This window comes from Rhodococcus cercidiphylli, from assembly GCF_033042225.1.
Classification (GTDB): Bacteria; Actinomycetota; Actinomycetes; order Mycobacteriales; family Mycobacteriaceae; genus Rhodococcoides.
This window is the reverse complement of record NZ_JAWLKE010000002.1, coordinates 25,401-44,862: the sequence shown is the minus strand read 5'-3', so window position 1 is coordinate 44,862 and position 19,462 is coordinate 25,401. Positions and strand designations below refer to the sequence as shown.

General features: G+C 64.8%; 20 protein-coding genes and 1 riboswitch. Of the genes, 13 read left to right on the top strand and 7 right to left on the bottom strand.

All coding sequences use genetic code 11. The features are described from left to right. Positions 1-13 precede the first annotated feature (13 nt). Genes R3P95_RS03970 through R3P95_RS03955 form a run of 4 tightly spaced genes read left to right on the top strand, consistent with a single transcriptional unit; the run spans position 14 to position 3,271 of the window. Complete coding sequence (locus R3P95_RS03970) at positions 14-982, top strand: ABC transporter permease (protein ID WP_068051775.1); 969 nt, start codon at positions 14-16, stop codon at positions 980-982. Next, positions 969-1,988 (top strand): iron chelate uptake ABC transporter family permease subunit, encoded by a 1,020-nt coding sequence (locus R3P95_RS03965; RefSeq protein ID WP_262498290.1) that lies wholly within the window; start codon positions 969-971, stop codon positions 1,986-1,988. Before R3P95_RS03970 ends, R3P95_RS03965 begins: the two co-directional genes overlap by 14 nt. Then, positions 1,985-2,743 (top strand): iron ABC transporter ATP-binding protein, encoded by a 759-nt coding sequence (locus R3P95_RS03960; RefSeq protein WP_068051772.1) that lies wholly within the window; start codon positions 1,985-1,987, stop codon positions 2,741-2,743. The genes R3P95_RS03965 and R3P95_RS03960 overlap by 4 nt, the downstream gene beginning before the upstream one ends. Positions 2,744-2,770: 27 nt before the next feature. Then, positions 2,771-3,271 carry a metallophosphoesterase family protein gene (locus R3P95_RS03955; RefSeq protein WP_068051769.1) on the top strand — a complete coding sequence of 167 codons (501 nt, stop codon included), beginning with the start codon at positions 2,771-2,773 and terminating at the stop codon, positions 3,269-3,271. 14 nt (positions 3,272-3,285) lie between these two features. On the opposite strand, the gene R3P95_RS03950 is transcribed toward R3P95_RS03955, so the two are convergent. Next, complete coding sequence (locus R3P95_RS03950) at positions 3,286-4,011, bottom strand: SDR family NAD(P)-dependent oxidoreductase (RefSeq protein WP_317547355.1); 726 nt, start codon at positions 4,009-4,011, stop codon at positions 3,286-3,288. A gap of 78 nt (positions 4,012-4,089) precedes the next feature. On the opposite strand from R3P95_RS03950, the gene R3P95_RS03945 reads away from it, so the two are divergent. After that, complete coding sequence (locus tag R3P95_RS03945; RefSeq protein ID WP_317547354.1) at positions 4,090-4,929, top strand: helix-turn-helix transcriptional regulator; 840 nt, start codon at positions 4,090-4,092, stop codon at positions 4,927-4,929. Positions 4,930-5,049: 120 nt separating this feature from the next. Beyond that, positions 5,050-5,979 carry an SDR family oxidoreductase gene (locus tag R3P95_RS03940; protein WP_317547353.1) on the top strand — a complete coding sequence of 310 codons (930 nt, stop codon included), beginning with the start codon at positions 5,050-5,052 and terminating at the stop codon, positions 5,977-5,979. Positions 5,980-5,992: 13 nt separating this feature from the next. On the opposite strand, the gene R3P95_RS03935 is transcribed toward R3P95_RS03940, so the two are convergent. The 3 genes from R3P95_RS03935 to R3P95_RS03925 form a co-directional block, all read right to left on the bottom strand. Then, entirely contained in the window at positions 5,993-6,946 is a 954-nt protein-coding gene (locus R3P95_RS03935; RefSeq protein ID WP_149405376.1) for a methyl-accepting chemotaxis protein, read from the bottom strand. Positions 6,947-7,114: 168 nt separating this feature from the next. Continuing rightward, entirely contained in the window at positions 7,115-9,436 is a 2,322-nt protein-coding gene (locus R3P95_RS03930; protein ID WP_317547352.1) for a DUF222 domain-containing protein, read from the bottom strand. A 301-nt stretch (positions 9,437-9,737) separates the two neighbouring features. Continuing rightward, the gene (locus R3P95_RS03925; protein ID WP_188078561.1) at positions 9,738-10,292 is read right to left on the bottom strand and encodes a DUF6764 family protein; all 555 of its coding nucleotides are present in this window, start codon (positions 10,290-10,292) and stop codon (positions 9,738-9,740) included. Positions 10,293-10,567: 275 nt separating this feature from the next. On the opposite strand from R3P95_RS03925, the gene R3P95_RS03920 reads away from it, so the two are divergent. Then, the gene (locus R3P95_RS03920) at positions 10,568-10,852 is read left to right on the top strand and encodes a DUF4349 domain-containing protein (RefSeq protein ID WP_317547350.1); all 285 of its coding nucleotides are present in this window, start codon (positions 10,568-10,570) and stop codon (positions 10,850-10,852) included. Between the two features lie 104 nt (positions 10,853-10,956). On the opposite strand, the gene R3P95_RS03915 is transcribed toward R3P95_RS03920, so the two are convergent. Beyond that, a complete protein-coding gene (locus tag R3P95_RS03915; protein ID WP_188078563.1) occupies positions 10,957-11,421 on the bottom strand; it encodes a tRNA (cytidine(34)-2'-O)-methyltransferase in 465 nt (154 codons plus the stop codon). A 33-nt stretch (positions 11,422-11,454) separates the two neighbouring features. On the opposite strand from R3P95_RS03915, the gene R3P95_RS03910 reads away from it, so the two are divergent. The 3 genes from R3P95_RS03910 to R3P95_RS03900 are packed head-to-tail and all read left to right on the top strand — an operon-like array spanning position 11,455 to position 13,306. Then, positions 11,455-12,063, top strand: a complete 609-nt coding sequence (locus R3P95_RS03910) for a pentapeptide repeat-containing protein (RefSeq protein WP_317547349.1) — start codon at positions 11,455-11,457, stop codon at positions 12,061-12,063. Between the two features lie 56 nt (positions 12,064-12,119). Next, a complete protein-coding gene (locus R3P95_RS03905) occupies positions 12,120-12,977 on the top strand; it encodes a bifunctional methylenetetrahydrofolate dehydrogenase/methenyltetrahydrofolate cyclohydrolase (RefSeq protein WP_149405382.1) in 858 nt (285 codons plus the stop codon). Between the two features lie 11 nt (positions 12,978-12,988). After that, entirely contained in the window at positions 12,989-13,306 is a 318-nt protein-coding gene (locus R3P95_RS03900) for a DUF3017 domain-containing protein (RefSeq protein ID WP_317547348.1), read from the top strand. A gap of 36 nt (positions 13,307-13,342) precedes the next feature. Here the strand turns inward: R3P95_RS03900 and metX are convergent, their stop codons facing one another. Continuing rightward, positions 13,343-14,491, bottom strand: a complete 1,149-nt coding sequence (gene metX, locus R3P95_RS03895) for a homoserine O-acetyltransferase MetX (RefSeq protein WP_394855393.1) — start codon at positions 14,489-14,491, stop codon at positions 13,343-13,345. After that, on the bottom strand, positions 14,485-15,834 hold the full coding sequence (locus tag R3P95_RS03890; RefSeq protein ID WP_082323496.1) for a bifunctional o-acetylhomoserine/o-acetylserine sulfhydrylase: 1,350 nt from the start codon (positions 15,832-15,834) through the stop codon (positions 14,485-14,487). The genes metX and R3P95_RS03890 overlap by 7 nt, the downstream gene beginning before the upstream one ends. 172 nt (positions 15,835-16,006) lie before the next feature. Next, a riboswitch (SAM riboswitch) is annotated at positions 16,007-16,129 on the bottom strand. Between the two features lie 354 nt (positions 16,130-16,483). Here R3P95_RS03890 and R3P95_RS03885 point away from each other — a divergent pair. The 3 genes from R3P95_RS03885 to R3P95_RS03875 all read left to right on the top strand — a co-directional run bounded on the left by R3P95_RS03885 (position 16,484) and on the right by R3P95_RS03875 (position 19,402). Further along, positions 16,484-17,623 carry an MFS transporter gene (locus R3P95_RS03885; protein WP_068051784.1) on the top strand — a complete coding sequence of 380 codons (1,140 nt, stop codon included), beginning with the start codon at positions 16,484-16,486 and terminating at the stop codon, positions 17,621-17,623. A gap of 133 nt (positions 17,624-17,756) precedes the next feature. Next, on the top strand, positions 17,757-18,431 hold the full coding sequence (locus R3P95_RS03880) for a response regulator transcription factor (RefSeq protein ID WP_283347107.1): 675 nt from the start codon (positions 17,757-17,759) through the stop codon (positions 18,429-18,431). Then, entirely contained in the window at positions 18,428-19,402 is a 975-nt protein-coding gene (locus R3P95_RS03875; protein ID WP_317547346.1) for a HAMP domain-containing sensor histidine kinase, read from the top strand. Before R3P95_RS03880 ends, R3P95_RS03875 begins: the two co-directional genes overlap by 4 nt. Positions 19,403-19,462: the final 60 nt, after the last annotated feature.

Sequence of the window (19,462 nt, the reverse complement as noted above, 5' to 3'; positions counted from 1 at the left end):
ACGCATCGCCCACATGACGAACAAGAGACTCCTGCTTGCCGCGATCGTGGTGGTCGTGACGCTGTTGACCGTCGCGTCGCTACTCGTCGGTGGATACGACATCACCGTCGCCTCGATGGTCGACGATCCCGCGGCCAGAAACATGTTCCTGATCTCGCGGGTTCCGCGCACGCTGGCGTTGATCTTCGCAGCCATGGCCATGAGCATCTCCGGGGTGATCATGCAGATGATCACCCAGAACAAGTTCGTCGAGCCCACCACCGCCGGTACGGCGCAGTGGGCCGGCCTCGGCGTTCTGGCCACATTGATCGTGTTGCCCGACGCCCCGCCGATGACCAAGATGCTCATCGCCACGGTGTTCGCTCTGGTCGGCACGCTGCTGTTCGTCGGCGTGCTCCGGCGACTGTCGGTCCGGACGACGTTGGTGGTCCCGCTCGTCGGCATCATGCTCGGGGCCGTCGTCGGGGCCGTCACCACATTCCTCGCCGGGACTTTCGATCTGCTGCAGGCGATGTCGGCCTGGCGGTCCGGCGGGTTCAGTGGCATCGTGCGAGGATTCTACGAACCGATGTGGGCGGTGATCGTCATTGCCGTGCTGGCATACCTGCTGGCGCATCGCTTCACAGTTGCCGGGCTCGGTAAGGAGCTCGCGACCAACGTCGGTATGAGGTACGAGCAGATCGTTCTGGTCGGAGTCGCCATGGTTGCCGTGGCGACCGGCGTCACCACGGTCGTCGTCGGGTTCATTCCGTTTCTCGGACTCATCGTGCCCAACCTGGTGTCGATGATGCTCGGCGACGACGTTCGCAAGAACCTCCCCTGGGTGGCGCTCGTCGGTGCCGGTCTGCTGCTGGCATGCGATCTCGTCGGTCGAACAGTCGTGGCACCCATGGAAATTCCCGCATCGGTCGTTCTCGGAGTTCTGGGGGCAGTCGTGTTCGTCGTTCTGATCGTGAGGCAGCGCCGGTATGTCAGTGCTTAGTTCCCGAGTGGCCCCGCGCATCGCCGGCCCGGTTCTGGACGGACCCAAGGCCTCGCGCTTCACTCCGAGGATGCGGTTGGCGGTGCTCTCGGTGATCGTGGCGATCGCCATCGTGTGCTTTCTGTTCCTGTTCGTGCGCGGATCGTTCGCATTCGCGTTCCCTCGGCGGCTGAACATGTTGGGAGCCATGGCCGTTGCGGCGTTCACGCACGGCCTCGGCACGGTGGTCTTCCATACCGTCACCGACAACCGCATTCTGACACCGTCCATCATCGGGTTCGATTCGCTCTACACGCTGATGCAGACACTGATGGTGTTCGTCTTCGGCGGCACCGTCATCGCCGACACCGAGGGGATCCCGAAGCTGTTGGCACAGACGGCATTGATGGTGGCACTGGCCACCGTGCTGTACGGCTGGCTGTTCTCCGGAAAGCTCGGCAGCCTGTTCCTGATGCTGCTGGTCGGCGTCGTGCTCGGGTTGGCGTTCGACAGTATCTCGACGTTTCTGCAACGCCTGCTCTCACCCACCGAATACGACATGCTCTCGGTCGAGCTGTTCGGCCGACTGAGCGCGGTGAAGGGGGATTACCTGCCGTTGGCGTTCGGAGTGTGTCTGTTCGCCGGAGTCGTGCTGTGGAAGCGACGACACCACCTGGACGCACTGCTGCTCGGGCGGGAGGCAGCCATGGGGATCGGGGTGTCGTACAAGCGCGAACTGACGTCGATGCTGATGCTGATCGCTCTACTGGTGGCGTTCTCGACGGCGCTCGTGGGACCGATGACGTTCTTCGGTTTCATCGTGGCGACGCTGGCCTACCAGGTGACCGGCAGTTACAAGCACATCTACGTCCTCCCGATGGCGTTCCTGCTGGGCTTCCTGACGTTGTTGCTCGGGCAGTTCGTCATGCAGCACATCTTCTACGCCGGCGGATTCCTCACTGTCATCATCGAATTCGCCGGTGGCATCCTGTTCTTGATCATGATTCTTCGTAGGGGCACGCTGTGATCGACTTTCGTGATGTGACCAAGTCCTATCAGGACGTGGTCGTCCTCGGTCCTGTCACCGGCACCATTGCCGAGGGCGGGATCACCTCGCTCGTCGGGCCGAACGGTGCAGGAAAATCCACCTTGCTGACGATCATCGGGCGATTGCTCGATCCGACCTCGGGCACGATCACCGTGGGCGGGATGGATGTTCGCGTCACGAAGTCTCGGGAACTCGCCAAGCACCTGTCGATCCTGCGTCAAGAGAACCACATCACCGCGCGGTTGACGGTCCGTGAGCTGGTCGGGTTCGGCCGGTTCCCGCACTCGAAGGGCAAGCTCGGTCCCGAGGACGAGGCGCACGTCGACGACGCCTTGGAATTCTTGAACCTGAAGGCCCTCGAAGGGCGATTTCTGGATCAACTCTCCGGTGGGCAGCGGCAACGAGCGTTCGTGGCGATGGTGCTGGCTCAGGACACCGAATATCTTCTGCTCGACGAGCCCCTGAACAATCTCGATCTCAAGCATTCGGTGTTGATGATGAGGCAATTGCGTCGTGCTGCAGACGAACTGGGCAAGACGATCGTGCTCGTAGTGCACGACATCAACTTCGCAGCTGCCTACTCCGACAGTATCGTCGCGATGCGCGACGGCGGCATCGTGAACACGGGTACCGCCGAGGAGATGATGCAGGACGACGTGCTGACCGAGGTGTTCGATACCCCCGTTCGCGTCCACGTCGTCGAGGGGCACCGCACTGCGGTCTATGTGCGGTAGTGGATCGGCGACGTGCACAATCGAGTGGTGAAGCTACTGCTGATTGCCGACACTCATCTCCCGAAGCGCGCTCGCGATCTCCCCGCCGAGGTGTGGTCGGCTGTGGACGACGCCGATGTGGTGATCCATGCAGGCGACTGGGTGAACCTGGCTGCGTTCGAGCAACTCTCGCAGCGGTCGCGTCGACTGGTTGCATGCTGGGGCAACAACGACGGCGAAGAGTTGCGGGCTCTGATGCCCGAACGCGCCGACGTCGTGCTCGGCGGAGTCCGATTCAGCGTGGTGCACGAGACCGGTGCCGCGACGGGACGTGAACGACGAATGGCAGCGGCGTACCCGGAGACGGACGTGCTCGTGTTCGGCCACAGTCACATACCGTGGGACACGGTCGCGGACAACGGCCTACGGCTGCTCAACCCGGGATCGCCGACGGATCGGCGTCGGCAACCGTTCTGTACGTACATGACGGCCACGGCCGAAGGTGGTGCGCTGACGGATGTGGAGCTGCACCGCATCGCCCCTCGATAGAGGAGTCGACGTACTCACATTCCGCCGGCCACCCTGATGACGGTTCCGGTCGCGTATCGCGCATCCTCGGACAACAACCACGACACCGCACCGCCGATCTCGTCCGGCACACCGGGGCGACCGAGGGGAATGCTCGACGCCATCTTCTGTGGCCGCTCACGATCTCGGTGGAAGTCGGTCTCGATGATCCCGGGTGCCACGGCATTGACGCGGATGTTCTGCGCAGCAACTTCTTTCGACAGTCCGACCGTCAGTGTATCGACGGCGGCCTTGGCTGCCGCGTAGTGGACGTACATGCCCGGACTGCCCAGTGTCGCGGCGGCGGAGGAGATGTTGACGATAGAGCCACCCGATTCGGCCATGGCCGCGATCGCGTACTTGCAGCAGGTGAGTACCCCGACGAGGTTGACGTCGAGATCCGCTCTGATGGTCTCGACGTCGTTGTCCACCAGCGCGCCCACGGCGCGCGCCGAACCGGCGTTGTTCACCAGACCGGTGACTGCGCCGATCTCGGCGGCTGCGGTGAACAGATCGATCACCGCCTGCTCGTCGGTGGTATCGGCTTGCACGGCGATCACCGTTCGGCCGTCGGTCGACAATTCGGCGGCCAACGCTTCCGCGGCAGTGGCGTCGGAGCGATAGCCGATCACCACATCGTGCCCGTCGGCCACCAGCCGCCTGGACACCGCCGCGCCGATTCCGCGACTACCGCCGGTGACGACGGTCAAGGGAGCATTCATCTCTCGACAATAACCATCGCGCAGCAGGCACAATGCACTGCAGACGCGATGCGCACGCACGGGAAAGAAGGAACCGACGTGATCGATCGACCGGAATTGGCAGCGTTTCTCCGGCAGCGACGGCAGTCGTTGCAGCCGGAGGACGTCGGTCTGCCACGGGGGCAGCGCAGACGCACGCAAGGCCTCCGCCGTGAGGAGGTCGCAGAGCTGAGCCACATGTCGACCGACTATTACGCACGACTCGAACGGGCCAGCGGACCTGCCCCGTCGACTCAGATGATCGCCTCCATCGCGCAGGGATTGCATCTGTCGCTCGGCGAGCGTGATCACGTGTTCCGGCTCGCCGGGCACAATCCTCCCGTGCGCGGGTCGTCGAGCGACCACATCAGCCCAGGACTACTACGCATTCTGGATCGGCTGAACGACACGCCCGCCGAGATCGTGTCCGAACTCGGAGAGACGCTCCGTCAGACGCCGCTGGGTGCGGCACTGACCGGCGATGCCTCGCAGCGCACCGGCCCCGGGCGAAGTCTGGGGTATCGCTGGTTCACCGACCCCGAGGCCCGGCAGTCGTATCCGCCAGAGGAGCGTGCAGCGCTGTCTCGGGTGTACGCGTCGGGTCTGCGCGAAATCGTCACTCTTCGCGGACCCGACTCGACAGCTGCGCACCTCTCCACAGAGCTACTCGAGGTCAGCGAGGAATTTCGAACCCTGTGGGCGAAACGCGAAGTGGGGGTACGCCCGCCCGATTTCAAGCGATTTCTGCACCCGACGGTCGGTCTGCTGGAGCTGAACTGTCAGACCCTTCTCGACCCCGAGCAAGCGCATCGCCTGCTGGTGTACACGGCAGTCCCCGGCAGCGAAAGCTACGCCAAGTTGGAGCTGCTCGCGGTGGTGGGAACTCAGGTTCTGTCCTGACGTGATCCACGGTCTCGGTCGTATCAGTGGATCGGGAAGTCCTGGATGAGCTCGGGGTAATCGTCGAACATGGGTTCTGCAGATCGAATCCGCAGATCGACACCAGCACAGGAGCTTGTCATGGGCCGCGAAACACACACCTCACTTCCCGATCTGACGGGGAAGGTTGCAGTCGTCACGGGAGCAAGCGACGGGATCGGAACGGTCATCGCCACGCAACTCGCCCGCTCCGGAGCCGAGGTCGTCATGCCGGTCCGCTCGGCCGCCAAGGGGGAGCGTGCTGCCGAGTCGATCCGGACTGCAGTACCCGGCGCACAGATCAGCACCCGCACGTTGGATCTGTCGTCACTGAACTCGGTGGCAGCGTTGGCGAGCGAACTCGTCTCGGAAGGCCGGTCGATCGACATTCTCGTCAACAACGCCGGCGTCATGCAGCCGCCCGAGCGTCAGGTCACCCGGGATGGGTTCGAGCTGCAGTTCGGTACCAATCACCTCGGCCATTTCGCGCTCACCCTCGGTCTGCTGCCGCTGCTGCGGAAGGGTGGTGCGCGGGTCACCCATCAGACGAGCATCGCGGCGCGATCGGCGACCATCAATTGGGACGACCTCGATTGGGAGCGTTCCTACGACGTCATGAAGGCCTACAGCCAATCCAAGCTCGCGGTGGCTCTGTTCGCACGTGAACTCGAGGCTCGTAGTAGGGCAGGCGGCTGGGGAATCACCAGCAATATCGCTCACCCGGGGATTTCGCCGACCAATCTGCTTGCGGCACAACCGGGATTGGGGCGACCGAAGGATTCTGCCGGCCGACGATTGATCGGCGTTCTTGCCCGCCTCGGCATTGCCGGCACTGTGGACAGCGCAGCTCAGCCGGGATTGGTTGCGGCCGCTGGTAGCGACGCAGGTGGGGATCAGTTCTTCGGCCCCAAGCGAGTCATCGGCGGGCCACCGACCGAGGTCGGCATGTGGAAGCCGATGCGCAGGATGGACGATGCGCGTCGCCTCTGGGACGCCTCGGAACACCTGACCGGCGTGCGGCTCTCGTCCTGAAAGTTCTCGGTCGTCACCGAGGGGTCGGCGAGGGCTCCCGGGCATGGTCGACCAGGTCGTGCACCAGCCCGATGATGACGTCCATCTGAGCGATGACTTCGACGCGCAATCGGTCCTGCTGGTCCTCCGGCATGTCCGGAGTGTCCGGCCGATCGAGGGACATCAGTAGATCGATGTTGGTGCGCAATGCTGTCAGCGGCTCCATCAGTTCCGCGCCGGCATCGATGATCAGCTGACCCTGCCGTGCTCGTGAACGAGACAGGGAAGCCAGCATCTCGTTGAAGCTGTTGGCCAGTGATGCCAGTTCGTCGTCTCCGTTGACGTCGATGGGCTCGAAGTCTCCCGTGCGGGCAACACGTTCGGTACCGGCCCGCAGTCGCCTGACCGGGCGGAGTCCGGTGCGTGCCACGGCGGCACCCGCGACACCTGCCAGTGCGACGAGAAACGCACCGACCAGGACCAGGGCGAGAGTGAGTTTGCCGAGTAGCGGTGACGCCGCGCTGAGCGATTCGGCCACCAGGATCGTTTCGCCTGAGTCGGTGCGCTTGGCCGAAATGTAATAGCCCCGCGCCTCGCGCAGGGACTGATCGGTGTCGCCGTCGATGACCGATCTTTCCGCGGCGTCCAGAACGCCGTCGGAATTGGTGAACGGCTCGGAGCCGTTCGTCGACGTCACCAATGCGCCGTCAGTCGTCGCGAAGGCGACCTTCACCGCGGTGCCCTCGGTGTCTCCGATGGCGAAGCCGAGCAGATTGGCCGGAACCCCCGTTGCCGCGCTGGCAATAATGGCGTCGCTGTTGCGTTCCACGCGGTCCGCGATCTGTGAGCGGAGGGCCTGCTCCGCGACGAGATAGATCGCGAGAGCACTCACTGCGACCGCCAGGGCTGCCACGCTCATCGTCAACACTCTGATGCGGCCGTGCAACGTCAGTGCTCGGGGGCGAGCGGTTGCACGTGGATTGCTCATTTCTCGAGTATGCCGGTCGATGAGCGAGGTCCACTCTGCAGGCCGCGTGGGCCGACGTCGACGTTCGGCGACGGTCGGGGCCGAGCGGGTTCGTGCAGCGGGGTTCGGCTCCCCGACCCTGGTGCACGCGCGGCATGGGTCCGCCGTACTTCCGTGAAACTCCGATCTTCAGAAGGGCGGGGTGTCGGTGTCTTCGGCTGTGGGTTCTGTCTCGGGCTGTTGGTTGTCGGGTGGGTTGGGGTAGGCGATGTGGCCGGATCGTTTCGGTGTGGTGGGGATGTGTGGTCTGAGGTCGTTGCCGAGGATGGGTACGGATGTTGCGTTGGTGGGCAGGGTGATTCGGGTGGTCTTGGATGTCGATGTCCACAGGATCGCTCCGCCGGGGAGCATGACGGCCTTCCAATAGCCGGCGGTTTTGACGGAGTGGTGGTAGTCGCAGAGGCATTGGAGGTTGTTGACGGTGGTCCAGCCGCCGCCGCGAGGGTTGGCGTGGTCGAAGGGGGTGATGTGGTCGAGTTGGCAGCGTGCGGCGGGTCGGTGGCAGCCGGGGAATCGGCAGTGTTTGTCGCGTAGTCGGACGGCGGCGGTGGTGAGGGTGTCGGGTCGGTAGATCAGGGCGCGGTCGGTGAGTGGGTCGCGGGGTACTGATTTTCCGAGGGTGGGGTCTGCGGCGATGGCGGCTTCGAGTGCTGCGGCGAGGGAGGCGTTGCCGAGGTAGAGGCCTGAGGGTGTGCGGTTTGCGGGTGTGTGGCCTGTGGGGGTCGTCGGGTTGTTCAGCCGGATTGCCGAGCGTAGGTCGAGTGCTCTCATGTTGTGGGCGGGGTGTCTGATGTCGTCCAGGTCGAGGGCAGAGCTGTGCCGTGTGCCCCGGCCGAGGGGTGTGTGGGTGCAGAACAGGGCTGCGGCGGAGGTCAGCGATTGCGGGCGTCGCTGGTTGTCGCTGCTGTCAGCTGTGGGTGAGGATGTGTCAGCGCTCGGACTCGATGGTCCGTCCTCCATTGCTGGTGAAGTTTCATCCGTCGGTGCCGCCGTTGCGGTGTCGGACCGTTCGTGTTGTGTTGCAGCTGAACGTGTATCGGAAGCAACGCTGGGTGCTGGCTCCGCAATCGGCGCAGGTGCTTGTGCTGCAGCGGAGCCACCGCCGGGATTTGTTCCCGGGCCGGAGGCCGAGTCCGCTGCTGTCGCCGGTGCTGGCGCAGTGGCCGTTGCCATCACGATTGTCGGCGAGGGCGAGGTGGTCGTTGCCGTCACGCTTGTCGGCGAAGAAGCTGGGGTGGGTGATGGTGCGGTGGTTGATTCGGTGGCGGGGTCATTGCTTGCGGCGGATTCGTTCGCCGGTTCCGTTTCCGGTGCAGTGGTCGCATCGGTATCGGTGGAAGTGCCGCATCCGGTCTCGGAGTCCGTTGCCGATGCTGTGTCTGTGCGAGTCCTGTTCCCGCGTGCTGCCGAGCCGGTGTTCGCTGCTGATGCCGCTGCCGCTGCCGCTGATGGTGCCGGGTCGGTGTTCGTCGGCGGATCCTTATCTTCTTCTGTTTCCGGCGTGGGGTTTTTCGGTGTTTGTTCCCATTCCCCGGTCTCCGGGTTCTGCACAGCGAGCCCGAGTTTCTCGGCGAGGGTCATTGCTTCGGTGAGCAGGATCTGCCAGTGACTGTTGCGTGCCAACTCTCGCGCGAGATCGGGGTCGATGGAACCGTGCCCGGCCAGATAGGCCGGGTTGGCGAGTAGCCCGATGAGGGTGGCGATGTCGACGGTGATCATCGTCAACGGCACCCGCCGATCCGGCAATGTCGCCTCGGTTTTGGGGCAGTCGGTGCGTTGGCACAGGCATGCCAGTCGGGGTTCGCCGTGCATGCGGGCCATGAATGCATCGCACAGGCGTTCTTTCTTCCCGCGCGGGTCTTTCGGGCAGAGAGTATCGGCCATCTCTTCGAGGAGTTGCCACGCGGCGGCGGCTTCGGGGGCGGTCAGCTCGGCTCGGATGCGGGCGAGTTCTCCGGCGGGACTGTAGGTGACGGTCCGGAACTTCTTCGCGAACTCCCGCAACGCGGCCGCTTCCTCGGGTGCCACGCGCAGCAGGATGTCCCAGATCGCCTGCTCGAGCGGGCCCGGGGACGACCTCCGCGCCGCCTCGACCACGTCGGCTTCGACGCGGGTGACGATGTCGTCGGAGAGATTGTCGAGGATCCGACATACCGTCCGCACCCGCGCGAGATCGATATCGCCTGCCTCGAACGCGGTCTTCACCAGCGGCATCCGCGTGTGCAGGGCGACACCGATCGAGACATACGCTTCGGCGACGGTCGCCGAGCAGCCCAACGCCACTGACATTTCGGTGCGCCCATACCGGCTGTAATGCTTGTGCTTGGAGTCGCGGGTGACCCAGTCGCAGTGCACGCGATAGCAGGCGGTGATCTTGCGGGCGGCCTGTCGATTCTCCTCACGCGCGGCAGCGGTCAACGCCTCCAATGACACGGTCGGTACTGCACCCATTTTTTCACCCCCCGGTGAGCAACATTCAGAACGTGCGTTCGAACTGAAAGAAGACTATCTCGACCCACCGACAAGAACGGAAAGGCGCTTCGGGGCAGCTGGCTTGCTGGTCAGAGGTGGTGATCATGCCGTCGGAGTCCTCGAGCAAACCGAACGAGCCGCGCCGCGGCTTCCCGAGGGATGTGCGGAGCGGCCCAGGAAGTCCGGTCACACCGTGTATGTAGGAGGAGCCGATTACCTCGACGAGTTCGTGTCGGGGTAATCGGCTCCGTAGACCGGATTTGTGCCTGCAACCGGGCGATCAGCTACCGAGGACGCAGAACTGGCCGCTGGTGAGGTTCAGTGCCAGTGACAAGGGGCCGACGCAATCGACGCCCTGAGCCTCGGAGGTAGCGCCGGATCCCCACCCGGCGACAGCGAGAGTCGTCTGTCCGGCGTCTGCCCACGAGTGAGCGATTCCGCCGCCGAGTGCCAGTGAGTACGCCGTCCCTGCATTCTTGCTCGCTCCGAGGGCGACGCCGTATCCGTTGGCGTAGGTGGTCGTCGAGCCCGGGCCGTCGTTGACGCTGACTGCGGTGCCGCTGTCGGCAGCACCTGCGGTGGCCCGTCCGGTTCCGTTCGAGGTTGCTCCGCAGCTCGCGGTGTCGTCGACCTGGATGTCGTTGGCCGAGGGCGGAGACACGCAGTTGACGGGGGCTGCCGACGCAGTGGCCGTGCCCGACAGGGCTGCAACCGTCAATCCCGAGCCCATGGCGAATATTGCTGCGGTGCGGGCAATTCGACTACCGAACCGACTGGACGTGCGCGCGGAGGAGGAGTTGGAGGACGAGAGACGGGGGAGGGAAACAGAGAACAAAAGAAAGCTCCTTCACGAGCGAAACGGGCCGGTGCGGCACACGGTACCCCGCCCTGCGAGTCCATGGCAGCAAGCCGGTGAGGTTTGTGTAACGGTGCCGCTGGCGTCCGGGGATGAATCGTCGTAGAAGTCCGGTTCCCCGCACCCTGACTGCAGCGGTCGCGGTACCCGGATGCGCGTTCGTGTTGCTGTTGTGCTCCGCTTCCGATCCATCGAATGTGCCTCCACCACTTGACTGTTCGACTTCTCTGGCAGGGCCGGCGCTCGCGCACGAGATGGCAGTCGACTCCGCCCGGCAGCGGGCCCCGGCGCCGATCGAATGCAAGGAAATCGTTACCGGACGGCTCTCGCTGATCGCCGACGATCCGACCGCGGCCGCGTCGAATACTGCCGATCTCGTCGAGGTGGAATCGACACGGTCGAGCCGACAGGGCGAACTCGACAGGTCGGTGTCACAGAAGAACTACCTCGCGTACCGGATCGATTTGTCGACGCTCACAATCAGTTTCACCTCCGAGGCCGAAGATGCTGGCCGTCTACGTCGATGGTCGAAGACCTGAACTCACGATCCGACGCGACCACGGTCTCGCCCGCGCCCAACGCACCTTCGGTCAGAGCGCGCTCCGACAGCTAGGGCGTTCGAGCGCGGTCGAACGCCAACCCGTCAGACGCTGCCTTCGTATCCGTGCTGGCGCCATGCCTCGTACATCGTCACTGCTGCCGCGTTCGCCAGGTTCAACGATCGGCGGCCGGGAATCATCGGGATTCGCAGCCGATCGGTCACGTGCGGGTCGTCCAGAACGTCGTCGGGCAATCCAGTGGGTTCCGGTCCGAACAGGAGGACGTCACCGGGTTCGTATGCGACGTCGGCGTAGGACCGGGCCGCGTGGGCGGTGTAGGCGAACACGCGAGTCGGTGCCAGCGCGGCCCACGCCGAGGGAAGGTCATCGTGCACCGTCACCGACGCCAGGTCGTGGTAGTCCAAGCCTGCCCGCTTGAGCTTCGGCTCGGACATGTCGAAGCCGAGCGGACCCACCAGGTGCAGTTCGCAGCCGGTGCCGGCGACCAGGCGAATCGCGTTGCCGGTGTTCTGTGGGATGCGGGGCTCGAAGAACATGAGTCGAAACACCCGGTTCACTCTGCCATCTCGAGCCCGGGAAGTATGGGGCAGGTGGACGACGAACAGACGATCGGTGAGGACTTTTCCGACACGCGACTGGACGGGCAGGAGTGGACCGGTAGGCAGTTCGTTCGGTGCACCTTTCGCGATGCGGACATGAGCGGCGTCCGAACCGACTCGGTGGTGTTCACCGAATGCGACTTCACCGGCACGGACCTTACCGAATCGATTCACACGAACTCCGCATTTCGATCGTGCACTTTCACCCGGACCAATCTGCAGCACAGTACTTTTCGCCATTCGACTCTGATGGGATCGATGTTCGTCGACAGTCGCATGCGTCCCGCGACGTACGACGAGGTCGACTTCACCCTCGCGTCATTGGGCAGGGCCGACCTTCGCGGCCTCGATCTGACGGGGTGCCGAATGCGGGAGGCCAACCTGGTATCGGCAGACTTCCGCAAGGCCACGGTGCGCTCGGTCGATTTCACCGGTGCCCGCACCGTCGACGCGAAGTTCGACGAGGCAGATCTGCGCGGAGCCGTCGTCGACGCATCTCTGTGGGTCAGCGCGAGCGTGCGTAATACGAAGATCGAGCTGATGCAGGCCGTTTCATATGCAGGAGCGCACGGGCTCGTAGTCGAGGGCTGACGGCGGTGATCGGACCGGTGCGCCGCTGCTGACGCAGAACCTGGAACAATGACCGGGTGACTGCAACGATTCTCGATGGCAAAGCGACCCGTGACGAGATATTCGTCGATCTCACCGCCCGCGTGGCAACGCTGCGTGACAAGGGCATCACCCCAGGTCTGGCGACCGTGTTGGTGGGCGACGATCCGGGTTCGGCTGCGTACGTCCGGGGCAAGCACAACGACTGCGCCAAGGTAGGCATCACGTCGATTCGTCGCGACCTACCCGCGGACATCACCCAGGCAGATCTCGAGGCCGTCATCGACGAACTCAATGCCAACCCCGAATGCACCGGCTACATCGTCCAATTGCCGTTGCCGAAGCATCTCGACGAGAACGCTGCGCTCGAGCGAATCGATCCGGACAAGGACGCCGACGGTCTGCACCCGATCAACCTCGGCCGTCTGGTGCTGGGCAAGGACGCCGCACTGCCGTGCACACCTCGCGGGATCGTGCATCTGCTGCGCCGCTACGACGTTGCTCTCGACGGCGCGCACGCGGTGGTCATCGGCCGCGGTGTGACGGTCGGGCGACCCATCGGACTGCTGCTCACGAGGCGTTCGGAGAACTCGACAGTTACTTTGTGCCACACCGGAACTCGTGATCTGGCCGCCGAGGTCTCACGTGCGGACATCGTCATCGCCGCTGCCGGAGTGCCCGGATTGATCACTGCGGACATGGTCAAGCCTGGTGCTGCTGTGCTCGATGTCGGGGTGACCCGCACCGAGGACGGATTGCGCGGCGATGTCGCCGACGGTGTCGCGGAGGTGGCAGGGTTCCTCTCGCCCAACCCCGGCGGTGTCGGTCCGCTGACGCGGGCCTTTCTGCTCACCAATGTCGTCGAGCGCGCCGAACGCGTCGCCGCCGAGAGCTGAGCGGACCCGACGTGAACGATGCAGAGGACGAGCGAAGCGAGCCCGATCCGGGATTTCGTGCGGCAGTCGCGCGCAACCTACCGATCGTCGCAGTCTCGGTCGTCGTCCTCGCCGCGCTGATCCTGGTGCTGGCCGATCGCTGGCGGCGCGGCGCGTTCATCTTCGGATGCGCAGCGCTGCTGGCGGCCGTCCTGCGGCTGTGTCTGCCCGAAACACGTGTCGGCACACTGCAAGTGCGCAGTCGCGCGTTCGATGTGTTGGCGCTGGGTGGCGTCGGCGGAGCCATTGTCTTTCTGTCGCTGTCGATCGATCCGCTGGGAACCGACTGACCTCGGCGCTCGAGCACCCGGTGAACGAGTGCGGAGTCAGCGCCGACCGAGGCGGGCCAGCTCCATCGTCTCGGCGAGCAGTTTGGCCACCGAATCGGCCTCGGTGAGGAAGCCGTCGTGTCCGTCGCGCGACTGGATCACTTCGAGTCCGCGGCACTGGGGGAGTTCGCGAGCGATCTCCTTCTGCAGTCGAAGCGGATACAGGCGATCGGAGTCGACTCCGCCGACGATGGTCGGGACAGATGTGGACGCAAGAGCGTCGGCCACTCCGCCGCGGCCACGGCCTACGTCGTGTCGGTTCATCGCTTCGCTGAGCAGGACGTACGTCGCCGCGTCGAACCGGTTGACGAGCTTGGCAGCCTGATGCTCGAGGTAGCTCTGCGCGGAGTACCTGCCACCGGCCCACGGGTCTTCGTCGTTCTGTGGTGAGTTTCCGAACCTGATGTCGAGTTCGCTCTCGGTCCGATACGTCAGATGCGCGATGCGCCGCGCGATGCCGAGTCCGGCCGACGGTGAGGTGCCGGTGTCGTGATAGTTGCCGCCCAGCCATCCTGGATCGGCCTTGATCGCCGCGATCTGTGTTGTCTGGGTGCCGATCTGGTCGGCAGTCGCCCTGGCACCGACCGCAAGGACCAACGCCGCCGCCACTCGGTCGGGATGTCCCACGATCCATTCCAGGGTGCGCATACCGCCCATCGAGCCGCCGACGACAGCAGCGAACCGCTCGATTCCGAGGACGTCGGCCACCGCCGCTTCCGTAGCGACCTGATCGCGGATGGAGATGTCCGGGAAACGAGAGCCGTAGGGGGTTCCGTCGGGCGAGACGCTGCTCGGGCCCGTAGTGCCGCCGCAGCCACCGAGCACGTTGGTTGCCACGACGCACCACTCGTCGGTGTCGATGGGGCAGCCGGGACCGACCATTCCGTTCCACCACCCGGGTAGAGCGTGATCGGCGTCCGGCGGACCGGACACGTGCGAGTCCCCGGTGAGGGCGTGTTCGACGAGCACGACGTTGCTGCGGTCGGTGGCGAGTTCACCCCACCGCTGCACCGCGACGGTCACCTGGGGGATTCGCTCGCCGTTCTCGAGATCGAGACCACCGATGTCGATGGTGCCCAACCGCCCGTCCGGAGACGGAAGAACCGCCTCCGGACGAACGCCTGTGTCGCAGCTGTTGCTCAAGATGCCGCCGCGCTGAATCCGACCTCGAGATCGGCGATGATGTCGTCGATCCCCTCGATGCCCACGGCGAGACGGACCAGGCCGGGAGTGACGCCCGATGCCAGCTGCTCCTCCGGAGTCAGCTGGGAATGCGTGGTGGATGCGGGGTGGATGACGAGTGAGCGCACGTCTCCGATGTTAGCGACGTGGCTGTGCAGAGTGAGAGCGTTGACGAACTTCTTGCCCGCGTCCACACCACCCTTCAGCTCGAACGCGATGATCGCGCCCTGCCCCTTCGGCAACAATTCCTGCCCACGCTGGTACCACGGCGACGATTCGAGTCCGGCGTAGTTGATCGAGACGACGTCGTCGCGACCGGCGAGGAAGGCAGCAACCTTCTGCGCATTCGCCACATGCCGCTCGATCCGAAGGCTCAACGTCTCCAGACCCTGACTGATGAGGAAGGCGTTGAACGGCGAGACTGCAGCACCGATGTCACGCAGCAGCTGGACGCGTGCCTTCAATGCGAACGCGGGCGCGCCCAGATCGGCGAACACGACGCCGTGGTAGCTCGGATCCGCGGTGGTGAAGTTGGGATGACGGCCCTGCGTCCAATCGAAGGTGCCACCGTCGACGATGACGCCCGCGATTGCTGTGCCGTGTCCGCCGAGGTACTTCGTCGCCGAGTGCACCACGATGTCGGCACCGTGCTTCAACGGCTGCAGCAGGTACGGCGTCGCCACGGTGTTGTCCACGATCAGCGGGATGCCGTTCTCGTGGGCCACTGCCGAGATCCCCGGGATATCGAGGATGTCGTTCTTGGGGTTCGAGATCGACTCGCCGTAGAACGCCTTGGTCGACGGAGTGATCGCGGCACGCCACTGCTCGAGGTCGTCGGGATCGTCGACGAACGAGACGGTGATACCCAGCTTGGGGAGCGTGTAGTGGAACAGGTTGTACGTGCCGCCGTAGAGCCGCGGGCTCGACACGATGTGGTCGCCCGCCTCGGCGAGGTTGAGAATCGCGAACGTCTCGGCGGCCTGCCCCGACGCGAGCAGCAATGCCGCGACGCCACCTTCGAGGGCCGCGATGCGCTGCTCGACGACATCCTGTGTCGGGTTGATGATCCGGGTGTAGATGTTGCCGGGCTCGGCCAGACCGAACAAGGCGGCGGCGTGATCGGTGTTGTCGAACGTGTACGAGGTGGTCTGGTAGATGGGCAACGCACGAGCCCTGGTGGTGCCGTCCGGTGTCTGACCCGAATGGATCTGCTTGGTCTCGAAGCTCCAGTCGGCTGCGGGATCGGTGAACGGATCCTCGGTGGGTGCTCCGGTGGCGTCGACGACGTCGGGGGTGGAATCGGTCATGGCTGGTGATACTCCGTTTTATTGAGACGAGTGTGTCTGAGACGAATCGAATGTCGAATCAAGCTCGAGAAGTCGAGCGCTACGGGGCGTATCGGTACAGCAACACATGGAAGAACCTCCTGACAGGCTTCGGCCCCTGCGGACCGAAGGTTCAGTGGGTCCGCTTCCTGCGGACCCGCGCTTGTCGAAACGGCACTCGCGTGCCGTATCGGCCTGGTCGTTCACCCGGGGCACCCCACCGCGGTTGGAGGGTTGCCGGCCAGCAAGCCGGGGCTCGATGCTGGCACTCATGACCTGGCGATCATCGTAGCGGGTAACGGCACCCCATCGGAACGAGGGCACGGCATCCGATCGGGTCGAGCTCGAGCAGATGTTCGGGTGAGGACAATCACGGTGCATCCACGCGAAACAATCAGCCGTCGGGAAGACAATTGACGGGAGCGACGTTGCCTTCTGGGTCGGGCCCGGTGGGTCCCCGACCGCAGGCTCGAATTCCGGCCGCTTCCTCTGCCCCCGATTTGCACACGAAGGTTGTACTGCTGTGACTGTCACCGATTCCGCTCTTGCCCGAGTCAGCGCTGTGCGCGGCAAGGTGTCGAGTGGCCTGAGTGTCAGTCACCGACCGCACTCCACCCGCCGCAAGCTCGCGATGCTGGCACTGTCCATCGGCGGCTTCGGGATCGGCACCACGGAGTTCGCGTCGATGGGTCTGTTGCCGGACATCGCCACGACGATGGGGATCTCCGAGCCCTCGGCCGGCCACATGATCTCCGCGTATGCTCTCGGCGTCGTGGTCGGTGCGCCGACCATCGCAGCCCTGGCTGCTCGCGTTCCCCGGCGGATGTTGCTACTGGCGCTGATGGTGGCCTTCACCCTCGGCAACCTCGGCACGGTGTTCGCGCCCAGCTTCAACGAACTCGTCGCCTCGCGCTTCGTCGCCGGCCTGCCGCACGGTGCGTACTTCGGTGTCGCGGCCCTGGTGGCTGCTCACCTCGCCGAACCGGGCAAGCGAGCCAAGGCCGTCGCGATGGTGATGATGGGACTCTCCGTCGCGAACGTCGTCGGCGTCCCGGTGGCGACCTGGATCGGGCAGGCGTTGGGATGGCGCAGTGCATTCACGCTCGTTGCTGTCATCGGTGCCCTCACCGTCGCCGCGCTAGTCCTCTGGATGCCACGACTCGACGCGATGCCGACCACCAGCCCCATCACCGAGCTGGGCGCACTGCGGCGCAGCCAGGTGTGGATGACCCTGTTCGTGGGCATCGTCGGATTCGGCGGCATGTTCGCGGTCTACACCTACATCGCGTCGACTCTGACCGACGTCGCCGGTCTCGCCCGCGCACTCGTTCCGGTCGCCCTGATGATCTACGGACTCGGAATGGTCGTCGGAAACTACGCCGGCGGCTGGCTCGCCGACAGGTACCAGCTCAAGGGCACCTTCGTCGGTCTGGCCGCTACTGCGGTAACTCTTGCGGTGTTCGTCGTGGCCGCCCACAATCCGATCACCGCACTCCTGCTGGTGTTCCTCATCGGCGCGTCCGGCTCTTCTGTGGTCCCCGGTCTGCAGACGAGGTTGATGGACGTGGCCGAGGACGCTCAGACGCTCGCCGCATCGCTCAACCATGCCGCGTTCAACCTGGCCAACGCCATCGGAGCGGCAGTCGGTGGTGCCGTGATCGCCGCAGGATTCGGGTACACGGCACCCGCCGCCGTCGGCTCAGGCCTGGCGGTGGCCGGTCTCGGTGTACTGGCCACCGCCATGTGGATGGACAAGCGTTCCGCCGCGTAGGAGCGCCCAGGATCAGCCGGTGATCGTTACCGGCGTTCCACCGAGTGCGATGTGAAACGCCTGGCTCAACCTTCACCGAACCTCCACATTTCCCGACGGGCTCCTCCACGTGCGCCCTCTAGGGTCAGTTCTCATGAGCCGCACAGTTCTCGTCGTCGACGACGAGCCCACGATCTCCGACGCCGTTGCCGCTCGGCTGCGCGGCGAAGGGTACGAGGTCGTCACTGCCGCCGACGGACCGGCTGCCGTCGACGCGTGCGCCCGGATCGATCCCGACGTGGTGGTGCTCGATCTGATGCTGCCCGGGTTCGACGGGCTCGAGGTGTGTCGCCGTATTCAGGCGTCCCGCCCGGTCCCGGTGTTGATGTTGACGGCCAAGTCCGACGAGACGGACATGCTCGTGGGCCTGGGCGTCGGCGCAGACGACTACCTCGGTAAGCCGTTCAGTATGCGCGAGTTGGTCGCTCGCGTGCACGCCCTGGTTCGGCGTGCCGAGCGAACGGTGGCCGCCGAACCGCAGGCGGTTCGAGTCGGTGACGTGCAGATCGATCACCGGGAACGGCGGGTGACCACTTCCTCCGGTGACATTCACTTGACCAGAACGGAATTCGACATCCTCGCCTATTTGGCTGCTCGACCGCGCACTGCGGTCTCGCGGGAGACCCTGTTGTCCGAACTCTGGGGCTGGGACGATTCCGCCAGCAGCAGGACGGTCGATTCTCACGTGAAAGCGTTGCGTCGCAAACTCGGTGGCGATCTCATCCGCACCGTGCACGGCGTCGGCTATGCCGTGGAGTCGCCGCGATGACGCGCATGCTGCCGCGTCCGTTGGATCCGTTGCGGTCGTTCAAGCTCAAGGTTTCGCTCGTCGTCGGTATCGTGCTGGTGCTCGCGAGCGTCGTCTTCTGGATCGGGGCGGGCTGGCAATTTCGCTACACCCTCCTCGCAGCTCTCGTCGTGTCCTTGGCCGTGACACAGTTCGTCGCCCACGGGATGACGTCGCCGCTGCGCGAGATGACCTCGGCCGCCAAAGCGATGGCGCGAGGGGACTATTCGACACGAGTGCGAGCCACGTCGAGGGACGAGGTGGGTGAGCTCGCCACGGCGTTCAACACCATGGCGAGTGATCTGGAAGCTGCCGAGAAGTACCGCCGCGAACTGATCGGCAACGTCTCGCACGAGTTGAAGACGCCCATCGCTGCGCTGCGTGCCGTGCTCGAGAACATGGTCGACGGGGTGACCGACGCGAATCCCGCAACGCTGTCGGTGGCGCTGCGTCAAACCGAACGACTCGGAGACCTGGTCAGCGAACTGCTCGACCTGTCTCGGGTGGAGGGCGGTGTGCTCACCATTGCCCCGGAGGAGTTCGCGGTGCAGCAATTCCTCGAGGACGCGACCTCCGTTCACCGAGGACGAGTGGCGATCGTCGTCTCGCCCGGAGATTCGACCGTCGTGGCCGACCGATCTCGCATGACACAGGTGATCACCAACCTCGTCGACAACGCCGTGCGGCATTCCCCCCATGCGAGCACTGTGACGCTGCGGGCTCACCGAATCGGCGGAGCCTATGCATTCGACGTCGTAGACCAGGGGCCGGGCATCGCCCTCGCCGATCGCCATGCGGTGTTCGACCGATTCACCCGCGGCGGATCCACCGACGGCGGAACAGGTCTCGGCCTCGGCATCGCCCGCTGGGCCACCGAGCTGCACGGCGGAACCATCGAAGTTCTCGACACCGAATTCGGCTGCCACATCAGAGTGGCCATCCCCGAGCACTGACTTTCCCGATCCACCCGAACCGCGACTGCTCGTCTCCGGACTGCAGCCGCCGACCTTCCA

Excerpts from the sequence above, each read along its gene's own strand:
- R3P95_RS03970 (WP_068051775.1), top strand. The coding sequence starts at position 14 with ATGACGAACAAGAGACTCCTGCTTGCCGCGATCGTGGTGGTCGTGACG.
- R3P95_RS03965 (WP_262498290.1), top strand. The coding sequence starts at position 969 with ATGTCAGTGCTTAGTTCCCGAGTGGCCCCGCGCATCGCCGGCCCGGTT.
- R3P95_RS03950 (WP_317547355.1), bottom strand. The coding sequence starts at position 4,011 with ATGAATGCTCCCTTGACCGTCGTCACCGGCGGTAGTCGCGGAATCGGC.
- R3P95_RS03940 (WP_317547353.1), top strand. The coding sequence starts at position 5,050 with ATGGGCCGCGAAACACACACCTCACTTCCCGATCTGACGGGGAAGGTT.
- R3P95_RS03935 (WP_149405376.1), bottom strand. The coding sequence starts at position 6,946 with ATGAGCAATCCACGTGCAACCGCTCGCCCCCGAGCACTGACGTTGCAC.
- R3P95_RS03930 (WP_317547352.1), bottom strand. The coding sequence starts at position 9,436 with ATGGGTGCAGTACCGACCGTGTCATTGGAGGCGTTGACCGCTGCCGCG.
- R3P95_RS03920 (WP_317547350.1), top strand. The coding sequence starts at position 10,568 with ATGGCAGTCGACTCCGCCCGGCAGCGGGCCCCGGCGCCGATCGAATGC.
- R3P95_RS03910 (WP_317547349.1), top strand. The coding sequence starts at position 11,455 with ATGGGGCAGGTGGACGACGAACAGACGATCGGTGAGGACTTTTCCGAC.
- R3P95_RS03890 (WP_082323496.1), bottom strand. The coding sequence starts at position 15,834 with ATGACCGATTCCACCCCCGACGTCGTCGACGCCACCGGAGCACCCACC.
- R3P95_RS03885 (WP_068051784.1), top strand. The coding sequence starts at position 16,484 with ATGCTGGCACTGTCCATCGGCGGCTTCGGGATCGGCACCACGGAGTTC.
- R3P95_RS03880 (WP_283347107.1), top strand. The coding sequence starts at position 17,757 with ATGAGCCGCACAGTTCTCGTCGTCGACGACGAGCCCACGATCTCCGAC.
- R3P95_RS03875 (WP_317547346.1), top strand. The coding sequence starts at position 18,428 with ATGACGCGCATGCTGCCGCGTCCGTTGGATCCGTTGCGGTCGTTCAAG.